At 44.0% G+C, this 18,885-nt stretch carries 16 protein-coding genes; 1 reads left to right on the top strand and 15 read right to left on the bottom strand.

Going from position 1 to position 18,885, the window contains the following annotated elements; genetic code table 11:
* Positions 1 to 70: 70 nt before the first annotated feature.
* The 10 genes from ACWNM1_RS07080 to gpr all read right to left on the bottom strand — a co-directional run bounded on the left by ACWNM1_RS07080 (position 71) and on the right by gpr (position 13,303).
* Entirely contained in the window at positions 71 to 2,320 is a 2,250-nt protein-coding gene (locus ACWNM1_RS07080; protein ID WP_449600466.1) for an FAD-dependent oxidoreductase, read from the bottom strand.
* Positions 2,321 to 2,339: 19 nt separating this feature from the next.
* Positions 2,340 to 3,167: a carbohydrate ABC transporter permease gene (locus ACWNM1_RS07075; RefSeq protein ID WP_076284811.1), complete on the bottom strand. Its 828-nt coding sequence runs from the start codon at positions 3,165 to 3,167 to the stop codon at positions 2,340 to 2,342.
* A 63-nt stretch (positions 3,168 to 3,230) separates the two neighbouring features.
* Entirely contained in the window at positions 3,231 to 4,115 is an 885-nt protein-coding gene (locus ACWNM1_RS07070) for a carbohydrate ABC transporter permease (RefSeq protein WP_231573337.1), read from the bottom strand.
* 92 nt (positions 4,116 to 4,207) lie between these two features.
* On the bottom strand, positions 4,208 to 5,512 hold the full coding sequence (locus tag ACWNM1_RS07065) for an ABC transporter substrate-binding protein (protein WP_449600465.1): 1,305 nt from the start codon (positions 5,510 to 5,512) through the stop codon (positions 4,208 to 4,210).
* Positions 5,513 to 5,607: 95 nt separating this feature from the next.
* Positions 5,608 to 6,375, bottom strand: a complete 768-nt coding sequence (locus ACWNM1_RS07060; protein WP_449600464.1) for a response regulator transcription factor — start codon at positions 6,373 to 6,375, stop codon at positions 5,608 to 5,610.
* Positions 6,360 to 8,165, bottom strand: coding sequence for a cache domain-containing sensor histidine kinase (locus ACWNM1_RS07055; protein WP_449600463.1), 1,806 nt, complete (start codon positions 8,163 to 8,165; stop codon positions 6,360 to 6,362). The genes ACWNM1_RS07060 and ACWNM1_RS07055 overlap by 16 nt, the downstream gene beginning before the upstream one ends.
* A gap of 108 nt (positions 8,166 to 8,273) precedes the next feature.
* Positions 8,274 to 10,088, bottom strand: coding sequence for a translation elongation factor 4 (gene lepA / locus ACWNM1_RS07050; protein ID WP_036677511.1), 1,815 nt, complete (start codon positions 10,086 to 10,088; stop codon positions 8,274 to 8,276).
* 134 nt (positions 10,089 to 10,222) lie between these two features.
* The gene (locus tag ACWNM1_RS07045; RefSeq protein ID WP_449600462.1) at positions 10,223 to 10,708 is read right to left on the bottom strand and encodes a hypothetical protein; all 486 of its coding nucleotides are present in this window, start codon (positions 10,706 to 10,708) and stop codon (positions 10,223 to 10,225) included.
* A gap of 63 nt (positions 10,709 to 10,771) precedes the next feature.
* Positions 10,772 to 12,145 carry a stage II sporulation protein P gene (locus ACWNM1_RS07040; protein WP_449600461.1) on the bottom strand — a complete coding sequence of 458 codons (1,374 nt, stop codon included), beginning with the start codon at positions 12,143 to 12,145 and terminating at the stop codon, positions 10,772 to 10,774.
* 156 nt (positions 12,146 to 12,301) lie between these two features.
* Positions 12,302 to 13,303 (bottom strand): GPR endopeptidase, encoded by a 1,002-nt coding sequence (gene gpr / locus ACWNM1_RS07035; RefSeq protein ID WP_042191024.1) that lies wholly within the window; start codon positions 13,301 to 13,303, stop codon positions 12,302 to 12,304.
* 373 nt (positions 13,304 to 13,676) lie between these two features.
* Between gpr and rpsT the strand changes: the two genes are divergently transcribed.
* A complete protein-coding gene (rpsT, locus tag ACWNM1_RS07030) occupies positions 13,677 to 13,949 on the top strand; it encodes a 30S ribosomal protein S20 (protein ID WP_042130412.1) in 273 nt (90 codons plus the stop codon).
* A 247-nt stretch (positions 13,950 to 14,196) separates the two neighbouring features.
* Here rpsT and holA read toward each other — a convergent pair whose 3' ends face one another.
* From holA to ACWNM1_RS07005, 5 genes are all read right to left on the bottom strand, one after another.
* Complete coding sequence (holA, locus tag ACWNM1_RS07025; RefSeq protein WP_042191027.1) at positions 14,197 to 15,216, bottom strand: DNA polymerase III subunit delta; 1,020 nt, start codon at positions 15,214 to 15,216, stop codon at positions 14,197 to 14,199.
* Positions 15,217 to 15,494: 278 nt separating this feature from the next.
* Positions 15,495 to 16,745 carry a zf-HC2 domain-containing protein gene (locus ACWNM1_RS07020; RefSeq protein WP_449600460.1) on the bottom strand — a complete coding sequence of 417 codons (1,251 nt, stop codon included), beginning with the start codon at positions 16,743 to 16,745 and terminating at the stop codon, positions 15,495 to 15,497.
* Positions 16,742 to 17,290 (bottom strand): RNA polymerase sigma factor, encoded by a 549-nt coding sequence (locus tag ACWNM1_RS07015; RefSeq protein ID WP_036677530.1) that lies wholly within the window; start codon positions 17,288 to 17,290, stop codon positions 16,742 to 16,744. The genes ACWNM1_RS07020 and ACWNM1_RS07015 overlap by 4 nt, the downstream gene beginning before the upstream one ends.
* 384 nt (positions 17,291 to 17,674) lie before the next feature.
* Positions 17,675 to 17,911: a hypothetical protein gene (locus ACWNM1_RS07010; protein ID WP_449600459.1), complete on the bottom strand. Its 237-nt coding sequence runs from the start codon at positions 17,909 to 17,911 to the stop codon at positions 17,675 to 17,677.
* A gap of 238 nt (positions 17,912 to 18,149) precedes the next feature.
* Positions 18,150 to 18,791: a bifunctional 2-keto-4-hydroxyglutarate aldolase/2-keto-3-deoxy-6-phosphogluconate aldolase gene (locus tag ACWNM1_RS07005; protein WP_042130419.1), complete on the bottom strand. Its 642-nt coding sequence runs from the start codon at positions 18,789 to 18,791 to the stop codon at positions 18,150 to 18,152.
* Positions 18,792 to 18,885 lie beyond the last annotated feature (94 nt).

The following is an 18,885-nucleotide window of genomic DNA, read 5'->3' as shown; positions in this document are numbered from 1 at the left end:
TGACTAGTGTAATCTAAAAAACAAGAAAAGGGAAGCCTGACGGCTTCCCTCCAAGGGCGATCATTTAGAATTAGTATATCCGCATTTCCACGAGTTCTGCACGTTCTCCTCCGTTAGTTTCATGAACAACGATCCGAACAGCGTCCGTAAGGACAGGCTTCTCTAAACGATGTACGTTCTTCCGGCGATGATTGTCTTTGACGCGGAACATGACTTGCCACACGCCATCAATGAGCAACTCTACATCGTAAGCCTTTACTAGTTCAGGAATCACTAGAAATGGCGTTTCATGGTGATGTAAGTTGATAAGATCCTCATTAACATCATCGTTAAAGGTAAAATGAATTTCAGAGACTGAAGCAGCATCCGGGAGACGCGCCTCTACCCACTCCGTTCTACCAGCAGTCATCGGCTCAGAAACCCAGCTATGTGGCCCAGCAAAAGGTCGAACATACCCGTCAGTGACTTTGGATGCAGCATATGCGGATGTTTCTACCGCAAAACAGAAATGCCTGCGTACTAGCTGTTTCATGCTCCACTCCATCACCGGCTGATCTGGCTGATGATCCTCCAGCGCTGAATCAACTACAGGTTTAACGCCTCGCTCAAATGTAATAACACCTGTGATTGGAGTTTCTGAAATATGCAATTGAATATGCTCATTAGCTCGAATAATAGCGAAGATATTACATGCGCCGATTGAACTCCACTGCTCCTCTTGTACCGGAACATCAATCCATTGCTGCTCTCCAGCTTGTACTAATACAACATCAACCTGTCTAGACTCTGCTGGAACGTAATTTTCCGCACGCCCAGTCGTCCATAGCTCAACGGTCAACTCTGACTGAATACTTGCTGACACAAGCAGCTTCAACCCAAGGATATTTCCTTCAACCGGAAACAAAATTCCTACGTCATGAGAAAGCTCATAAGCTTCAGCTGGACGATCCAGTAATATGCCTTTCATCGTACTGGACGCATGAATCTCACTATTTCTTGCGAGGTCTAGCGGATCTTCGTTACGCAATCCAATAATCGAAGCATCTTGCTTTAACATCACCTGTTGCAATTCATACATATGCTGCTTGCGAATTTCACGAGGGGTTACACCTTTGATGACGGATAATGCTGCACCTGTTCCAGCCGCTTCACCCATGATCGCACAGGTTGCCATGACGCGTGTTGTTCCAAAAGCCACATGAGATGCGCTGATATTCCGACCCGCGAAGAGTAGATTTCGCACATTTTTCGAATAGAGCGAACTAAATGGAATATGATAAATCCCATCCGCATGCAGATGTTTCGAGCCGCTCTCTTCTGCGTACATCCCTTGCGGTGGATGCAGATCAATCGACCATCCTCCGAATCCAATCCGGTCTTCAAATTCACGCTGCGCAAGAATATCATTTTGCGTTAAGATCGTATCGCCAACAAACCGTCTGTATTCACGTTTACCCGGAATTGAGCCAACCCACTCCAGCGTCATAGTTTCGGCATCAAAATGACCTGAGTTTTTAATGTAATCCCAAATCCCATAAATAACAGAGGATAGCTCATCACGTATACGTTCATTCTCATCCACTGTATCAAGCTCACCGCCCCACTCAATCCACCAGTAGTGACAGCCTGAATCTCCACTCCGAATGACCCGACGGATCGGAATCGACGTTGTTGTAATATCCTTCGCGAACGATGGAGCAACATAACGTACCGGTTTTCCTGTATCCTGTGTATAAAACAATAATGTACTGCCTAATGTAATATTATCAGGCACTTCAGGTGCCCATTCCTCATTAAATTCATGCCAGGCTTCACGTCCTAATCGGAAATCAGCTCCTGCTAGGAAGCCAACCAAACCATCGCCCGTGCAATCGATGAACGCCTCACTCTTGAACGTAATCAACCGCTCAGATCCCATCATCCAACCAATCACACTGCGAATCGTCCGATCCTCTGCCTCACCTTCCGCTTCCACTTCGCGTACATCGGTATTTAGGAACAGGCTTATATTCGACTCTGCCTTCACGGCTTCGAGTAAGGTTAGATCCCATAAGTATGGATTTCCCTCCGGGTTCCGGTATTGATTCTCGATGAATAACTCACCCATAATGCCTGTCTCACGTGCATATCGATTTACACCATGTCCTGTTGCACCACATACCCATACCCGAACCTCTGAACTCGAGTTACCACCAAGTACAGGACGATTCTGCACTAGTGCTACCTTTAACCCTAGGCGCGCTGCAGCGATCGCCGCGTTCATTCCTGCAAGTCCACCCCCGATCACTGTTACATCGGATTTAACCGTTTCTGTTCTCATGTCAGTATCCCTCCTATAGTTAGCCTTTCACAGCCGAACTTGAAATCCCTTGAATAATGTATTTCTGACCCACAAAGAAGATAATAATCATTGGAATAATCGCAGCCGATGAAGCAGCCATCATCCCGTTGTAGTCCACATTGTTCTCAAGAATAAAATTCTGCAATCCAAGCGGAATGGTATATAGTTTAGGGCTTTGCAAGAATACAAGCGCATTCTCATAATCATTCCATTGCCAGGAGAAATCGAGAATAGCAAACGTTGCTATTGCTGGCTTCGCTAATGGCAGAATTAAGCGGAAAAATATCTTATAATGCCCCGCCCCATCCAAAAAAGCAGATTCCGTAATTTCCTTAGGAATGCTCATAAAGAACTGCCGAAGCATAAATACACCGAAGATCGAGAACATGGCGGGTAAGATCAGCGCCCAATGCGTATTGTAAATCCCAACCCAGTTAAACATGATAAACTTTGGAACAAAAAGCACCTGAGGTGGAACCATCATCATGGATAAATATATGACAAATAGTCCATCTCGACCTTTGAACGAAGTACGTGAAAATCCGTAAGCGGCAAGGGCAGATAGAAACACAGCCCCCACAGTTCCAATAATTGAAATCTTAAGTGAATTTAAATAATACGGAACAAAATCATGACTTCCTGTCCACACCCGAATATGATTGCTCCAGTTGAGAGATGAAGGCAGCCATTTGTTAAACACCTCGGCAGGTGTCTGAAAGGATGTGCTGAGCATCCATAGGAAAGGCACAATCATAAATAGTCCTAGAACAAACATGATGATCGTTACTGGCAGTTTCACCTTCATGTTTCCTGCTTTTTCATTCATACCGCCTGCTCCTTTAAATTATGGTTTCGGGGCCCCCCGCAAAGCTTCACTTTGTGGGATCATTTAGTAATGAACCCAGCGCTTTTGGCCGATCCACTGAATGACTGTAATGACGAGAATGACGGCGAACAAGAACCATGAAATGGCTGAAGCGTATCCCATATCGTAATAACTGAATGCTGTTTTATAAACGAATAGTGATAAGACCGTCGTACTTCCGCTAGGACCTCCAGCCGTAATGGCTTGAATAATCGAGAACGATTTCATCGTCATAATTAATCCGGTAATCATTAATAAGAAAGTTGTGGGACTAACAAGAGGCCATACAATTTTCCATGTTGTTTTGAATGTGCTTGCACCATCGATCCGGGCAGCTTCCAGCTGTTCTGTCGAAATTTCCTGTAATGCAGCTAAATATATGATCATATTGTAGCCAAGCATCAGCCAGATTTGTACGATATCAATGGCATACATTGCGGTTTCCGTATCCGCAAACCATCCTGGCGGCGATGTTATGCCAATCCAGCGAAGCATTTCATTGATGGGTCCCTGTGAGGGCTGAAATAGCAGCATCCAGACAAATGCAACGGCTACTCCACTGGAGATATACGGTAGGAAGAACATTCCACGTAATACGCCTTTAAGATACACACTGCGGTTTAGAAATAGCGCTACAATAAAAGCGAGCACCATCGATACTGGAACCGATATCAGGAATATCACCGTATATTTGATCGAGGCATAGAAATTATCGTCATGGAACAACCGTTTGAGATTATCCAGCCCAGTAAATTGCCAGTTCGGATTTGAAAATTGATAATTCGTAAACATGAGAACAAAGGAATAGATTGCAGGGATAATAAAGAATAAGAGAATACCAATCATATTCGGAAGAATAAAGGTCATGCCGATCCAGCCTTGTCTGTCCATCCAGCTTCTCCGCTTCACGGTATCGCCGCCTTTCGTATGCTGAAAAATGGGTACACGAAAGAGAAGAACGAAGAAATCTTCCTTCTTCTCTTTTGTGTGCTAATATTTTCTTATTTCAATAACTGTTGCGAACGGGTTTGCATATTTTTCATTGTGGTATCAATATCTTGCTTATTTAAGAAGTATTTTTCATACTCTTCTTTACGTGCATCAACAGCTTGCTGGGGTACATTTAGCTGGAAGGATGGGAATTTGCCGAATACAATATTATTCATTGAATCTGTATCATATTTGCCCTCTACACCTTTCAAGAGAAGGCTCATCGCTTCCTTACTGTCTACACTCTTAGAGGCTGGAATACGACCACCGCTTGCCATTGGCAGCATACCGCCATCCGCATACCATTTTGCGAACTCCCAAGCTGCGTCTTGATTTATCGACTTAGCGCTTACAGAAAGAACGTCACCCACACCGCCCGGGTATTTATAGTCGGTTTGATCTTTATTCACTCTTGGAATAGCAGCGAACGCGGTTTTGAAGTCATGAGGATAATCCTTCAGATTGTTCGCATTTCGGAAAATAAACTCACCCGCTGATAGCATTGCAGTTTGTCCTTGCAGGAACATTGTGTCAACTGGCATTTTACTCGTTAATTGCTCTCCATATTCAGGTGTAGATTTATCCACGAACATCATGTTATGCAATATTTCCAATTGCTGTTTCCAGAGATCATTACCAAAATTCGAGGTACCATCCGTCTGTTTTACACCCATTCCAGCAAGCGTACCGTCCATCGTTGCTGTGAAGGAGGATTCTGCCTGCAATAGTCCGTACACATCAGGCTTCGTTAACTTCTTCGCATACTCCTCAAGATCCGACCAAGTCCAGTCCACTGCAGGTATCGGTAAGCCTGCTGCATCCAGCATGTCTTTGTTTAACCACACGAACGACATATTCTTCTTCGTTGGCATGCCATAGTATTTATCATTGATTTTCCACAACGCCGCATCCTGACCTATTTGGCTATCGATATCATAATCTGTCTTTGCACTTAGTTCTAAAGCAACGCCTGCATCTACACGCTTCTGTAAATGGGGAAGATCGTAGTTCATATAGAGATCTGCGTTTTGATTGGTCATCAACGCTGTGTCCAGCTTTAAGTTTCCAGCATCATCATTTACATAACGTATATACTCGACCTGAATATCTGGATTTTCTTTATTCCAGTTATCAATTACAGTTTGAGGTCCGGCTTCTGCTGGAACTGCTCCCCACAGGGTAAGCTTTATTTTCTCCTTTGTGGAATGACCGTTCGTACTGCCCTGTACATCATTACTTCCGCTACTACCACAACCAGCCAGCATCGTACCTGCTAATAAGACAGAAAGCACTACAGGATACCATTTTTTCTTCATCGCTATCTTCCCCCTTGGAAGGATTATGTGTTGTGCTCTACGTCTATAACTTTATCATCAGAGCGGATTCTGGGGGATGAACTACATTTGGGAAACTATAGAACGTTTTTTGGTTCTTTGCGGAATTCATTTGGTGTGACGCCAGACCACTTTTTGAAAATTTTAATAAAATAGTTATCATTCTCAAAGCCCACCTGCTGCCCAATCTCACTAATCGTTAGCTTCGTCTCTGCAAGCAGCATTTTCCCAGCCTGAATACGCCGCTCTTGAATATAATTCGTCAACGTTTTCCCTGTCTTTTTCTTGAATAAGTCACTTATATAGCTGGCATCCATTCGTATCAGCTCTGACATGGATTTGAGCGAGATGTCCTCAGAATAATGCTCTTCAATATAAGCTATAATTTTGTTCATCTCCACATGGTCTGTCGGTCCCGTTTGCTGCTTCTCAGGAAACCATTTATCGGCCTTCTTCATCTTCACCATTCGCTCCAGCTCGGCATGAACCTTACCCATGGTCTGCTTCAAACCTTGGAGATCTAAAGATAGCTTAAGAATGTAGTCCGAAGCTCCAAATACGAGCGCTTGCCGGGCGTATTCAAATTCACTCAATGCGGTCAACATGACAAATCGGCAGTCGAAGCCTTCCTCTCGCGCAACTTGAAGGAGTTTCACCCCATCCATCACTGGCATATTGATATCCGTCACTACCACATCAGGTCGAAGCTCACGAATCATCTGCAAGCCTACTTCACCATTCTCCGCCTCACCTATAATTTCAAAAGGGATTCCAGCCTTTAAGAATAACTTCCGTATACTTTTAACCGCAGGTTGTTCATCATCCACAATTAACGTTCTCCACATATGAGCTTACCTCCATCGTAAGGTTTTGAAATAAGAAGTGGAAAATGGATAGTCACTTCAGTTCCTGTGTCTGATGACATAATGTCCATACCTGTCCGTTGATTCTTGAACAACAGCTCTAAGCTCTCCCTAATATTCTGAACACCGATTCCTTTACGTTTCCGCGTAGCCTTATTCAGCTGTGCTCTTTCTATCCCCATGCCGTTATCTTTAACCTGCAGATACAGCTGTTGTCCAGTCACCTTAGCGGAAATATCAATTCTCCCTTGTTTCACAGACTGACCGAAGCCGTGAATCAAGCTATTTTCAATTAAGGGCTGAAGACAGAATTTAGGGATTAATGCGTATTGTAGCTCCTCGTTGATATCATATTGAATTTCAATCCCATGTCCGAAGCGTTGCCGCTGAATCTCCATGTACGATTCAATCAGTACGATCTCATCCTTTAACAGGATTAAATCCACTTCAGTATTTAATGTCGTTTCCAATATTTTGCCTAGTGCAACACAAATTTCATAAATTTCATCATCATCTTTATCCAAAGCGATGCTCTTTATCGTATTCAATGTATTAAGGAGAAAATGCGGATTCATCTGCGAGAGCAACACCTGAAATCGAACGAATTGCTTCTGTTTTTCTTCAAGCTGAAGACGCTGTAATAGCTCATTTAAATCATTAATCATTATATTGAAGCTCTGGGTCAGCGCAAGAATTTCTCCCCGCCCTTGCTCGGGTAATTTCATTTTAAGATTCGTTTTAGCGGTCATTTCCATCTTCTTCTGCAGCTTCTTAAGCGGTACTGTAATCGTTGATGATATGAAATAAGTTAGCAGAACGAATAGCAGTAGTATGACTCCGAATACAGCAAAAAATCGTTGCTTCTGCTTATACACCTCAAGAAATAGCTGTGCTAGCTGTACCTTTTTAACGACATAACCATTCAACTCTTCGATGTAGCTGTACGTGTATAAGCTTTTCTCCTTCGGGTCGATGATCGATGCAGCACGCGCTGTCTGCTGTTGGCTGGTACTCTTCACAATACTCTGCGCAGTATCAGGAGAAAAGGTCTCGTCCCTATTCGGATTAAGCATCACTCTCCCTAAGGCATCGAGCAGAAAAAAGGACCCTTCCTGTCTACTCCCTAAGGCCGATTTAGTGAACCACTCCTCATAATCGATACTCAGTCTTGCATAGGCATAAATATTCAAGGCATTGTCACGCATAACCTCATAAAGACTAAGCATTTTATTACTTGTTGTACTTTCCCGAACAACATTATTCCTGTCATTCGGATTCCATATATATCGATTTGACCCTTCTTGCTTCAACGCTTGAACCCAATCCTCTGATTGAATTTCGTCATAGCTCAAGGTGTCCTTCGGCATAAAAGAAGTGTATGCGTTTCCATGAAGGTCGATTAAAGTATAATAAACCGTCGCTCCACTCATGAAGAATGTATTTTCAATCGCTCCAAACTTGCTTTCAACGAGCTTTTTTCTCGTGATTTCGTCAGATTGCTCAGGATTCTTCATTATCGATAAGATCGTCGTATCTTGTTCGAGTAATAACCCTGTTTTCATAACGAGACTCATGAGATCGACAAAACCATTCTTAATGCCAATCAACTGCTCCATGTTTTTCGTTTCCGCGTTATCCTGCAGCATTTGTTCTGTTTCTTTGAAGTTATACAGAACGAGTACCGCAATGGGTGTTAATACCAATAGTAAAAAAGCTAGCAAAATCCGATTCTTAAAGGTACTAGGTGTAAGTCTCAAATATAATCGTTTCAAACGAGGACTCCCCTTACTTTGTATATGCTCACAATCCTTCCACCCTATTGTAATCTTCTCCTGCTCAAAAAAATAGAGCCGGGATATTCTCCCGGCTCTACCTAATTTCTACTCGTCGATCTTCAGTACTGCCATGAATGCTTCTTGTGGTACCTCTACGCTACCTACTTGCTTCATGCGTTTCTTACCTTCTTTTTGTTTCTCTAGCAGCTTCCGCTTACGCGAAATATCACCGCCGTAACATTTTGCAAGTACGTTTTTGCGCATCGCCTTAACGGTTTCACGCGCAACCACCTTCGTACCCACAGAGGCTTGAATCGGCACTTCGAACATTTGACGAGGGATAATCCCACGTAGTTTCTCACAAATGATACGTCCGCGGTTGTATGCACGGTCACGGTGAACGATAAAGGACAAAGCATCAACCTGCTCATTGTTAAGCAAGATATCCATCTTGACCAGATTCGAACGACGGTACCCGCAAATTTCATAGTCGTAGGATGCGTAACCTTTTGTACCTGATTTCAACTGATCAAAGAAATCATAAACGATTTCAGACAGTGGAATCTCGTAGGTAATCGTTACACGATTAGTATCAAGATACTCCATATTTACGAACTCGCCACGTTTGTTCTGGCACAGCTCCATTACGGTACCTACAAAGTCGTTAGGCACGATAATTGCTGCTTTAACATATGGCTCTTCAATGTAGTCAATCGTTCCGATTTCCGGATAATGTGACGGGTTATCGATTTGAATCATTTCGCCATTGGTCAGCATAATTCGATAAATAACACTCGGTGCTGTTGTAATTAGCGGCAAATTGAACTCCCGCTCAATCCGCTCTTGAATGATCTCCATATGCAAGAGTCCAAGGAATCCGCAACGGAAACCAAATCCAAGCGCGCTCGAGCTTTCCGGCTCAAAGCTTAGCGAAGCATCATTAAGCTGGAGCTTCTCCAGTGCCTCACGAAGATCGTTATAATCGGAGGTCTCAATCGGATACAAACCGCAATATACCATCGGGTTGATCTTACGGTAACCTGGAAGCGGCTCAGCAGTAGGATTCTTTGCGTCAGTGACAGTATCACCGACACGGGTATCTCCAACATGCTTGATCCCAGCAACGATAAATCCAACATCCCCGATGTTCAATTCATCGACAATGGTCATACGCGGCATAAATGCGCCAACTTCAATAACCTCGAAGGTCTTCTCAGTTGCCATCATCTTAATCTTCGATCCCGCACGGATCTTCCCGTCCATTACGCGTACATAGACGATAACGCCTTTGTATGGATCGTAATGTGAGTCAAAGATCAACGCTTTAAGCGGCTCTTCTGAATTACCGGATGGCGCAGGAACCTGCTTCACCACCTGCTCCAGAATTTCCTTGATCCCGATACCGGCTTTGGCAGATGCCATAACCGCTTCACTGGTATCCAGCCCGATAACATCCTCAATCTCCTGCTTTACCCGGTCAGGGTCAGCGTTTGGCAAATCAATTTTGTTGAGCACAGGTAGGATTTCCAGGTTATTATCCAGTGCTAAATACACATTGGCCAATGTCTGCGCTTCAATTCCTTGAGCCGCATCCACGACCAAGAGTGCGCCTTCACATGCTGCAAGACTGCGGGAAACTTCATAGGTGAAATCGACGTGTCCCGGTGTATCAATCAAGTTGAGATAATACTCTACACCATCGTCTGCACGATAGGTTAAACGCACGGCTTGCAGCTTTATTGTGATACCACGTTCGCGCTCCAGATCCATCTGATCGAGTACCTGTTCCTGCATTTCACGCGTGGTTAGTGCCCCCGTGTATTCCAAAATGCGGTCAGCTAGTGTCGATTTACCATGGTCTATATGTGCAATAATCGAGAAATTGCGAATTTGTTGTTGTCTTTTCTGAACGTCAGTCATTCCTTACCCCCACAGACAGCCTGATATTAATCCACTTATTATAACAGTACAAGCTTACTCCATCAATCCCGCCCTTACGTAAAACAGAAGAAACAGCTATTCACGTACCCGTGAAATAACTGTTTCTCCTGAAATCATTGTGATTCTTCCGCTGAATCGAACAATGAAACTACCCAGCGTATGCCCTTCTGAGAAGCCTGCTGCAGAAGGCCTGCCGTTTTATCCGCTATCACATCGACTGTCGGCTTTTGTTCCTCAGGAATCAGAATCTGCTCCGGAGTTTTCGTATTGTACCCATCTACCACCTGCTGAGGAAGATCTGTAGTTGGCGCAGAATTGCTATTCTGAGGCAATGGAGATACAGGCGTATATGCACCTGTGATAGGGTCGATCACCATTGGAACATACACATAAGTCTGCCCACCTTGTGTAACCCCATTCTTAATCGGCTGTGATTGCATGCCCGTCACTTGACTGGTTGGCGTAGTCGATAGGTCGGTCCAGCCTGGTAGCAGCTTAGAGACGGTTGCCCCTCCGCTGCCACTGAACTGCATACCTAACAGTATGCCGACCCCTGCCCAAATACCGACCATAACCAGTTTTTTACCGAAACGAGACATGTAAGCCACTCCTTTTTAAATACTTGGTAATAAGGCTGTTTATTCTAATTAAATGTCTTTAGCTTAAGAAGCTCCGTTCGACTTTTGAGGTACTGTAGCATTGGTTTGTCCCTTGCTCTCTTGGGTTGTGGGATTCGTCGCCTTGCCAGCTGCGTTTACCTTCTCCGAGTCATGACTGCTCCAATACACATCCGCAATAGCATCTGCCAAAATATCAGCCGTACGCTTTAATTCCTCTGCTGTATTATCAATACCGCCCACTTCAATCAAGACACTATTAGGTGAGAGGGTTTGGTTGTACTCCCCGTTGTTTCCTTTACCCGCAGCTTTTCCCCATATTCCGCGAGATATTCCTGGGTAACTCTTTTCAATCGTTTGATGAATCTTGTTCGCAAACTCTTCGTTCTTCTTCCAATCTTTATTCGCATGTCCAATAATAAAATACACCTGAGCGTAACTTTTCCCATCAATCACTGCAGTTGTTTTGCCATGACGCTGCGAGTCGCGGTGAATGTCGATAAGTTCACTCATTTCTTGATTTGAGCTCATCGCAGATTTAATCAGCATTCGAGAGTATTTATAGGAAAAATTCCAGTTATAGTCGGCAATTTTTGTTAGAAAATCTTCTTTGGCATGAACTGTACCAATCCCGCGTTGTTCCAATCTTTTCGTAATATATGATCCTACCAGCATTACATTTTTAGATGAAACTGCAGAGCTTGGATTTTCGTTCGCTACTCCTAGTAGAGGGTTATAGGCCTCCCGAGGATGTGAATGATAGATAAGGATCCGTTTAACTGAGGTGTTCTCGGTATTATCTGTCTCGCTTTGCGGATCACTCTTATCCGTACCTCCCGCAGCTCCTGATGGCTCAGGAGACGGAGCTATCGTCGCTTCAGGCTGCTGTGCTGGAGTATCTTCGGGCTTGTCCACTTCGTCTGGAACCGATGGATCAACCTCTTCCCCTCCACCCTCAGCCAGTTCATCCGTTCCCGGATGATAATCAACAGGAGCTCCTGTTGAGCCACCCGAGCCTTTTCGCAAAAGAAATGGATCATCCGCTGCCAAGCCTGGCACTTCACGAGAAACTAGACTCTTCGGATCACTTGGATTCACACTGGTCAGTAATTGAAATACAAAGGAAGTTACTTTTTCACCTGAAAAAGCAGAAGGCTCTTTACCCTGCGGTAAATGGGGTACCTCCATCCCTAACAGCTCCATGAAAAATCCACTCGATAGGGAGGCCGCAAGCCCCTTCATAGATGGAATGGGTGAAGAGTTCAACTTCTGTCCGGCCAATCCACCAGCGCCAAGCAGCATAAAAAATACTAGCGAACCTCCGGCCAACAGCAGCATCGTTCTTCCCAGCGATAAAGCATCCAGCACTCTTCCACGTAAACGGCCGATGTTCCAAAGCTGAAACCATTTTTTATTCATTATATTTATGTCCTCCTCCAGCCCTCTGTAATCTCTTATACTCCAAATCTATGAGTGAAAGAGAAATAGTAGAACCCTAAATGAGAGAATAGACATAGAGTCCGGCGAGATACTGTATATCAGCATCCCGCCGGACTTGTGCTAGCTATGATTCAATTAGTGGGTATAAGCGCCGACATTCTCAGGATCGACCGCATCATGCAGGGCCGCGTTCAGACCACTGGCTACAATATTGGCGATGCCTTCAATAAATTCATCGATTTCCTTAGGTGTAACGATCAAATCATGTCCTAGTGGCTCAAGCACTTCCTTCACTAGTGACAATCGTTCCTGCTCAGAAATATCGTCTAGCATCCCCATAATTTCCTTGGTGTGACCAGCTCCTTGCCCGAAATGATTCTTCATCATCTCCAGTACATTATTTACAATGGTAGAAGCATAGCAAACTGTAGGAACACCGATAGCAATACAAGGAACACCCAGAATTTCCTGCGTCAATCCGCGCCGTTTATTGCCAATTCCCGAACCGGGGTGGATACCGATGTCGGCAATTTGAATCGTCGTATTGATCCGTTCCAGCGAACGGGATGCCAGCGCATCAATGGCAATAATAAGATCCGGCTTTGTACGATCCACGATCCCCTGTACAACCTCACTCGACTCGATACCCGTCAACCCTAACACCCCGGGAGCAATAGCACTTACCTTACGGTAGCCTGGAGAGACCTGATCCGGCACGAGCTCATAAAATTGCCGAGTAATGAGCGCATTCTCCACCACTAGCGGTCCCAATGAATCTGGAGTCACATTCCAGTTTCCCAATCCAACGATCAGTACAGATGCATCCTTACCAATCCCAATCCTAGTCAGGAAGTCCTCGAATTCGCGAGCAAAGACTTCAGCTACTTTTTGCTGCAAGCCAGTATCTCCATTGCGCAATGCTGGTACCTCAAGCGTGACATAATTCCCAATCGCGCGACCTATCGCCTGTGATCCTGCAGCGTTAGCCACACCAAGCCGGGTAACTTTTATCCCATCAGACTCTTCCACTTCTTCGTTTACACCAGGGATTGGCGTCCTTTGTGGCCCTTGAGCCATTTCCTTTGCCTCTAACGCCAAGTCCGTGCGTACCGAATATAGCTGCAGATCCGGTTCCATTGTTCCAGCCTCCTAAAAGTTTTGTGAGTAGACACTTCTTTGAGTTACTTCGGACAAAACTCACATCGAAAGCGATACTTAGTTTTGTGAGCATCGCTCCATTGAATTACTTCGAGCAAAACTTGCTTCGAAAGCGATACTTAGTTTTGTGAGCAGACACTTCTTTGAGTTACTTCTAACAAAAACTCAAATTGCAAGCTTCTGCCTATGCTCTTTTGTCGATAGTGTGCGAGAGAAAGCCCTTGTTTATGCAGGTTAAAATGGTTTAATTTGAAAGCTTTAAGTATTGCTTTTTACTACCGGTCATGCTAAACTATTTTAAGTTGTGAATCATTTGATAATGATTTCGAATGTCTTACAGGAGGTGAATGCAATGCCAAATATTAAATCCGCGGTTAAACGCGTAAACACGAACGAAAAACGCCGTGCACTGAACGCTTCCCAAAAATCCGCGCTTCGTACAGCTGTGAAAACTGCTGATGTAGCACTGACAGGTACGGAAGTTGAAACTGCTCAAGCTGCTTTCCAAGCTGCTTCCAAAAAGCTGGACAAGGCCGTAACTAAAGGTCTGGTTCATAAAAATGCGGCTGCCCGCAAAAAATCCCGCTTGGCGAAGAAATTGAACGCTCTTAAGGCTCAAGCCTAGGACGACATTCATAATGAGCAATTGAAGAACCTGACCGCTATGTTTCATACGGTTGGGTTTTTTTGTGCCTACTATACTAAAAATATAAGTAATAGTTTCCTTTAGACGTTAGTTGAATGAAAAAAACCACCTTAGAAAGGTAGTTTTCTTAAATGATCAACTTTTCTCTTTTATATAAGTTACTTTCATTCCGATTAGGTATTTTTCATAGATGGATCATCTCCATATACTTTTTCCACTGCTTAGTTCAAGTACCTAGCCGCAACATAAACAACTCCAGACCAAGCACTTTATCTATAGCTCCTGTCTTCATCTTATAATCCAGATCAGCTAGTGCACTTAAAATTTGCCGCAGACGTTCACTTGAGAACTTGTGGGCCTGCTCCCCTGCAAGCTTTACTGCATAAGGATGAAGTCCAATCTGAGAGGCAATCTGACCTTGCGAATAACTATGTGCTGATAAATCCTTCACCTGCAAAATAATTCGGAACTGCCGCGCAACCAGCGCAGCAATCTTAATGGGTTCTTCCCGCTGCTTCAACAGCTCATACAGCGTATCAAGCGCCTTATCTAGACGAAGATTAGCGATGTCCTCTACAAGCGTAAACACATTTTGTTCCGTTCCTCGATGTACCAGACTTTCTACTGCTTCTGCGTCTACGGTTCCGCCCTTACCAGCGAACAAACATAGCTTGTCCATTTCCGCGGATAAGCCCTGCAAACCTGTCCCGGCATTAGTGATAAGAATCTCTGCGGTGCCAGGTGCCATCGTACACCCTCGCTCACGAATCCCTTTCTCTACCCAGCGCAGCAGTTCTTCTGCCCCTAGCGGGTTGAAAGCTAATACTGTACCCGCCGTTTTAACAGTCTTCACAATTTTCTTACGCTCGTCCAGCTTGTCACTATTCACCATAAAGACGATCACACTGAAATCTACAGGATGCTGCAAATAATCACTTAAAATATCTATACGATGCTCAAGTTTGGCATTTTCTTTTCCCGCTGTAAATAACGATGCGTCCCGCACCAGCAATAATTTACGTTCTACCATAAAAGGTACAGTCTCAGCTTCTTCTACCACAGCCTGCACCGGCGTCTCAGAGAGATCAAAGGGAATAACCGCAAAATCGCGATCCTCTTTGGCAATCAGCTGGTCTTCCAGCAATGCCGCGAATTCATTCATTCGAAATTTTTCACTGCCGTACAAAAGGTACAGCGGTGAGATTTTCCCTTGTTTGATTTCTTTTATCGCCGTTTTGGCATCCATTCCGCCACTTCCTTTTCCATTCATCTAGCCCAATTTGCCCAGATTCCTATTGTAGCAAAAAAAACGACATAAATGCACATGCAAAAACGGAGAAACTCTGGCAGCCATGGCCAAAGCCCCTCCGTTTAAGCGGCGCATCTATATAAACGCCGGAGTGAGAAGCCCTAGAAACTTCCCATCCGACGGTCATACCGATGTTCTTCAAATCCTATACTTTCTAGTTCCTGTCCGGTTGCTATAGTATATTCTGAAACTTCGAAAAATGTTCCAGCCTCAATTTAATTTGTTGACGTGGAAGATGGAGTCTTCGATGGTGTCGCCCCAGGTGAAGTAACCGGCGTTGAAGAAGCTGCTGCTTCCTGTACAGTGTACACCTTAGTGGTATTCACACCATCCTTCTCCGTCACATACGTGAACTGCGAGCTATCCGCCGACCATTCTCCAGAAATCCAATTTCCTTCTAATGGATAAGAAGTCACTGCTATCCTATCTTCCACTGAACCTTCGGGTGAATTCTTATAAATAACAAGCTGTAATCCAGCAAACTCAACGGCATAATGCCCATCAGGGGAAGTCCAAGTCTGTACATTAGAATCTTTAGAATCATTAGAAATGTTAAAACCCATAACGCCCATTCCGAAGTCATCAGAAGTCTTTAATGATTCCTCCGTAGATGGCGCTGAATCAGCTGCGATCCCTTTATCTATAGAAGCAGATTGATCCTTCTTATCAGCTTTGGACTGATTATTGCCGCCAGCACTAGTATCCGGAGTTTGAACTTTCGTTACCGTATCCGGCTTCGGCGTCATAATCTTCTCCGTAGGATTGGGCTTCACATTATTTGTTGGTTCTGGTATCGACCGTCCTCCAGATCCAGCATTAGTTTCTGTTGGAGAAGTCGGCATCGAAGCAGGGTCTACCGGCCCCATCGCTCTATCTAATGCAGCGTTATCTTCATTCACATCAGGAGCAGCTGGTAGAGCCCCCGAATCCGTTCCGCTATTAGCAGGCGCAGCCTCATATGATTCAGCAGAAGTAGAGGTTTGCGATTCAATAGCCATATTATTAGCACTATCGCTGGTCGCTTTACTACTATCCTGCATCATTTGTTCTACCTCTGCCCCAGGCATTTTATCCGGCATATTAAAAATAGCGATCCCTAATATTACGGCAGCTGCGATAGCTCCAATGCCTGTCCGTGCTGCTATAGAGGTTCCCTTGGAAGGTTTACCGCGGGAGCTTTCTCGTGAAAATGGAACTACAACTGGTTCCTCGGTTCTCACAGCGCTTTGTTCACGACTGCTTCGATCCAATTCTGCAAGCTGAGGTAAAATAGAGTCAACCAGACTAAACGGGGGTTTCACGTCTGGCAACTGCTCCAATTCTTTGGAGAGAAGTGTCAGCCGCTCAAAGACTTCCGCGCAGGAAGGACAATTATCGATATGACGGAACATCTCAACAATCTCATCTTGGCTCAAGTCTTGGTCTATATAGCGGTGCATCCATTCCATCACCTCCGCGCATTTCATCCCGATACACCACCTTTCTGGTACTCCTGAAGTCTATTCTGCAGCTGCTGTCTGGCCCTAAACAGATATGATTTCACTGTATTCAAAGGCAAATCCAGGCAGTCTGCAATCTCGTTGTAAGAAAAATCTTGTAAATAGCGCAGGACGATGACTGTCCGATGATGCTCGGGCAATTGATCAATCGCTTCACGTATATCCTCAGCTAAATAAGAGGATAGAACCTCACGTTCCACATTGTGTTTATCCTGAAACACCATTTCATGCTCATCAATAGAAACTGTAGGTTTAGTTCTTCTGAATTTATCAATGCAAATATTGGTAACGATTCGCTGAACCCACGTTTTGAACTGGGCCTTTTCCTCATATGAACCGATTTTGGTATAAACCCGGATCAAGGCCTCCTGAGATGCATCCAGCGCATCTTGTTCATTATGCAAAATGTAGAAGGCGGTTTTATATACATGCCCTTCAATTTCTCGCAATAGGGTGATTAGAGCGTCGCGATCGCCCGCTTGAGCGGCTCTGATGAGTCCCTGCTCCACCACGAAGGTTCCCCCTCTCTATGCAATCTTACTGACGCGCAAGACTGCGAATTTGTTGCAACCCTGTAATTAATATTTTTAGAATACCAAACTTTTCTTAGAACGTCATGTTAAGCCATCTTTTATAAAGTCCTATCGCACATTTCATAGTTTTTCGCAGCCAATAATTCCTACTAAGCATACAGGGGAAACTTCAATCATTCAAATACTCTTTTGAATAACTTTATAACAAAAATGACACAAGTATAAACGCCTTCGGCATCCCAATAAGGCCGGCAAGCGTTTAGGTAAGAAATATCTCCCATTTCCAAAAGAAACAGCTTATCCTCCTGTCGGAAAAGAAGCCGTCAGTAAACAAGAAATAACCTTAGAATCGAGCACATAACTCTATTTATATAACACAATCTTGCAGAGCATGAACACTGCGTAGTTGTCCCTAGTTTCATCATCCACAACATACGCCTCTCCATTCTCAAAAATATGAGGGTTATTGTAATTCCTCTCTAATCTATAGATCTGGCCTTCCGTCACCTTACAACCATGGAATGCAGACGCAATTTCTACGTATTCCGCATCCTCTTCATCAGCTGCAAGATACAGCTTTCTATCATGATAAGCAGGCATATACTCACTCCCGGTCCGATAATAAACCATTCCAATTCGTAGACGTCAGACAAACATCATAACTCTTCTACTTTATAGTTTATTGCCTTTGTCCTCATTCTATACTTTATGAATACATATAATGTAAGAAAATCTGAATGTCGGAAAATATGTATATAAAAAAGGTTGTACGGCTGACATGCGTCAGCTATACAACCTTCAATAAATCTATCTATTCGAAATTATGAAACATACAGAATTAAATACCTTTTACCTCTTTAAATTTCGCCACATACTGTGCCGCAAGATCGGTAATTTGATCGTATCGACCATCCTTCGCAGGTGCAGTCAAATTACCCCCGATTCCTACTGCTATACAACCGTTGGCAATCCATTTTTCCATATTATTCAGATCCACGCCACCTGTTGGCATAATGTTAACATGCGGCATAGGGCCTTTAACCGCTTTCACATAATCCGGACCAAACGCACTGCCAGGGAACAACTTAAGCACATCCACACCAAACTTCAATGCTTCCTTCATTTCATTTAATGTCATGCAGCCAGGCATGTACGGTATACCATAAAGATTACACATCTTTGCTGTCTCTGCTTCAAAAGAGGGACTGACCACAAATTCCGAGCCTGCAAGAATGGCTATTCTCGCCGTTAATGGATCAAGTACAGTTCCTGCTCCAATCACTGCGCGATCTCCGTACTCCGCTACCAATCGTTTAATCGCCACATCCGCATCCGGAGTAGTAAAAGTTACCTCAATATTATTCAAACCGCCTTCGATACAAGCAACGGACATTTTAAAAGCTTCCTCAGCACTATCAGCACGAATAACGGCTACAACCCCAACGGACGCCACATTCTGCAATACTTTCATTTTCTTCATCAGTAGACTCCCTTTCTCTTGGTACGATCATAGATGAATATGAAATACTAATTTAGATAAACTTTTTTATTAAATTTACTAATCAAAACGATAT

Source organism: Paenibacillus sp. Marseille-Q9583 (assembly GCF_976954365.1).
This window is presented reverse-complemented; position numbering and strand designations above follow the sequence as displayed.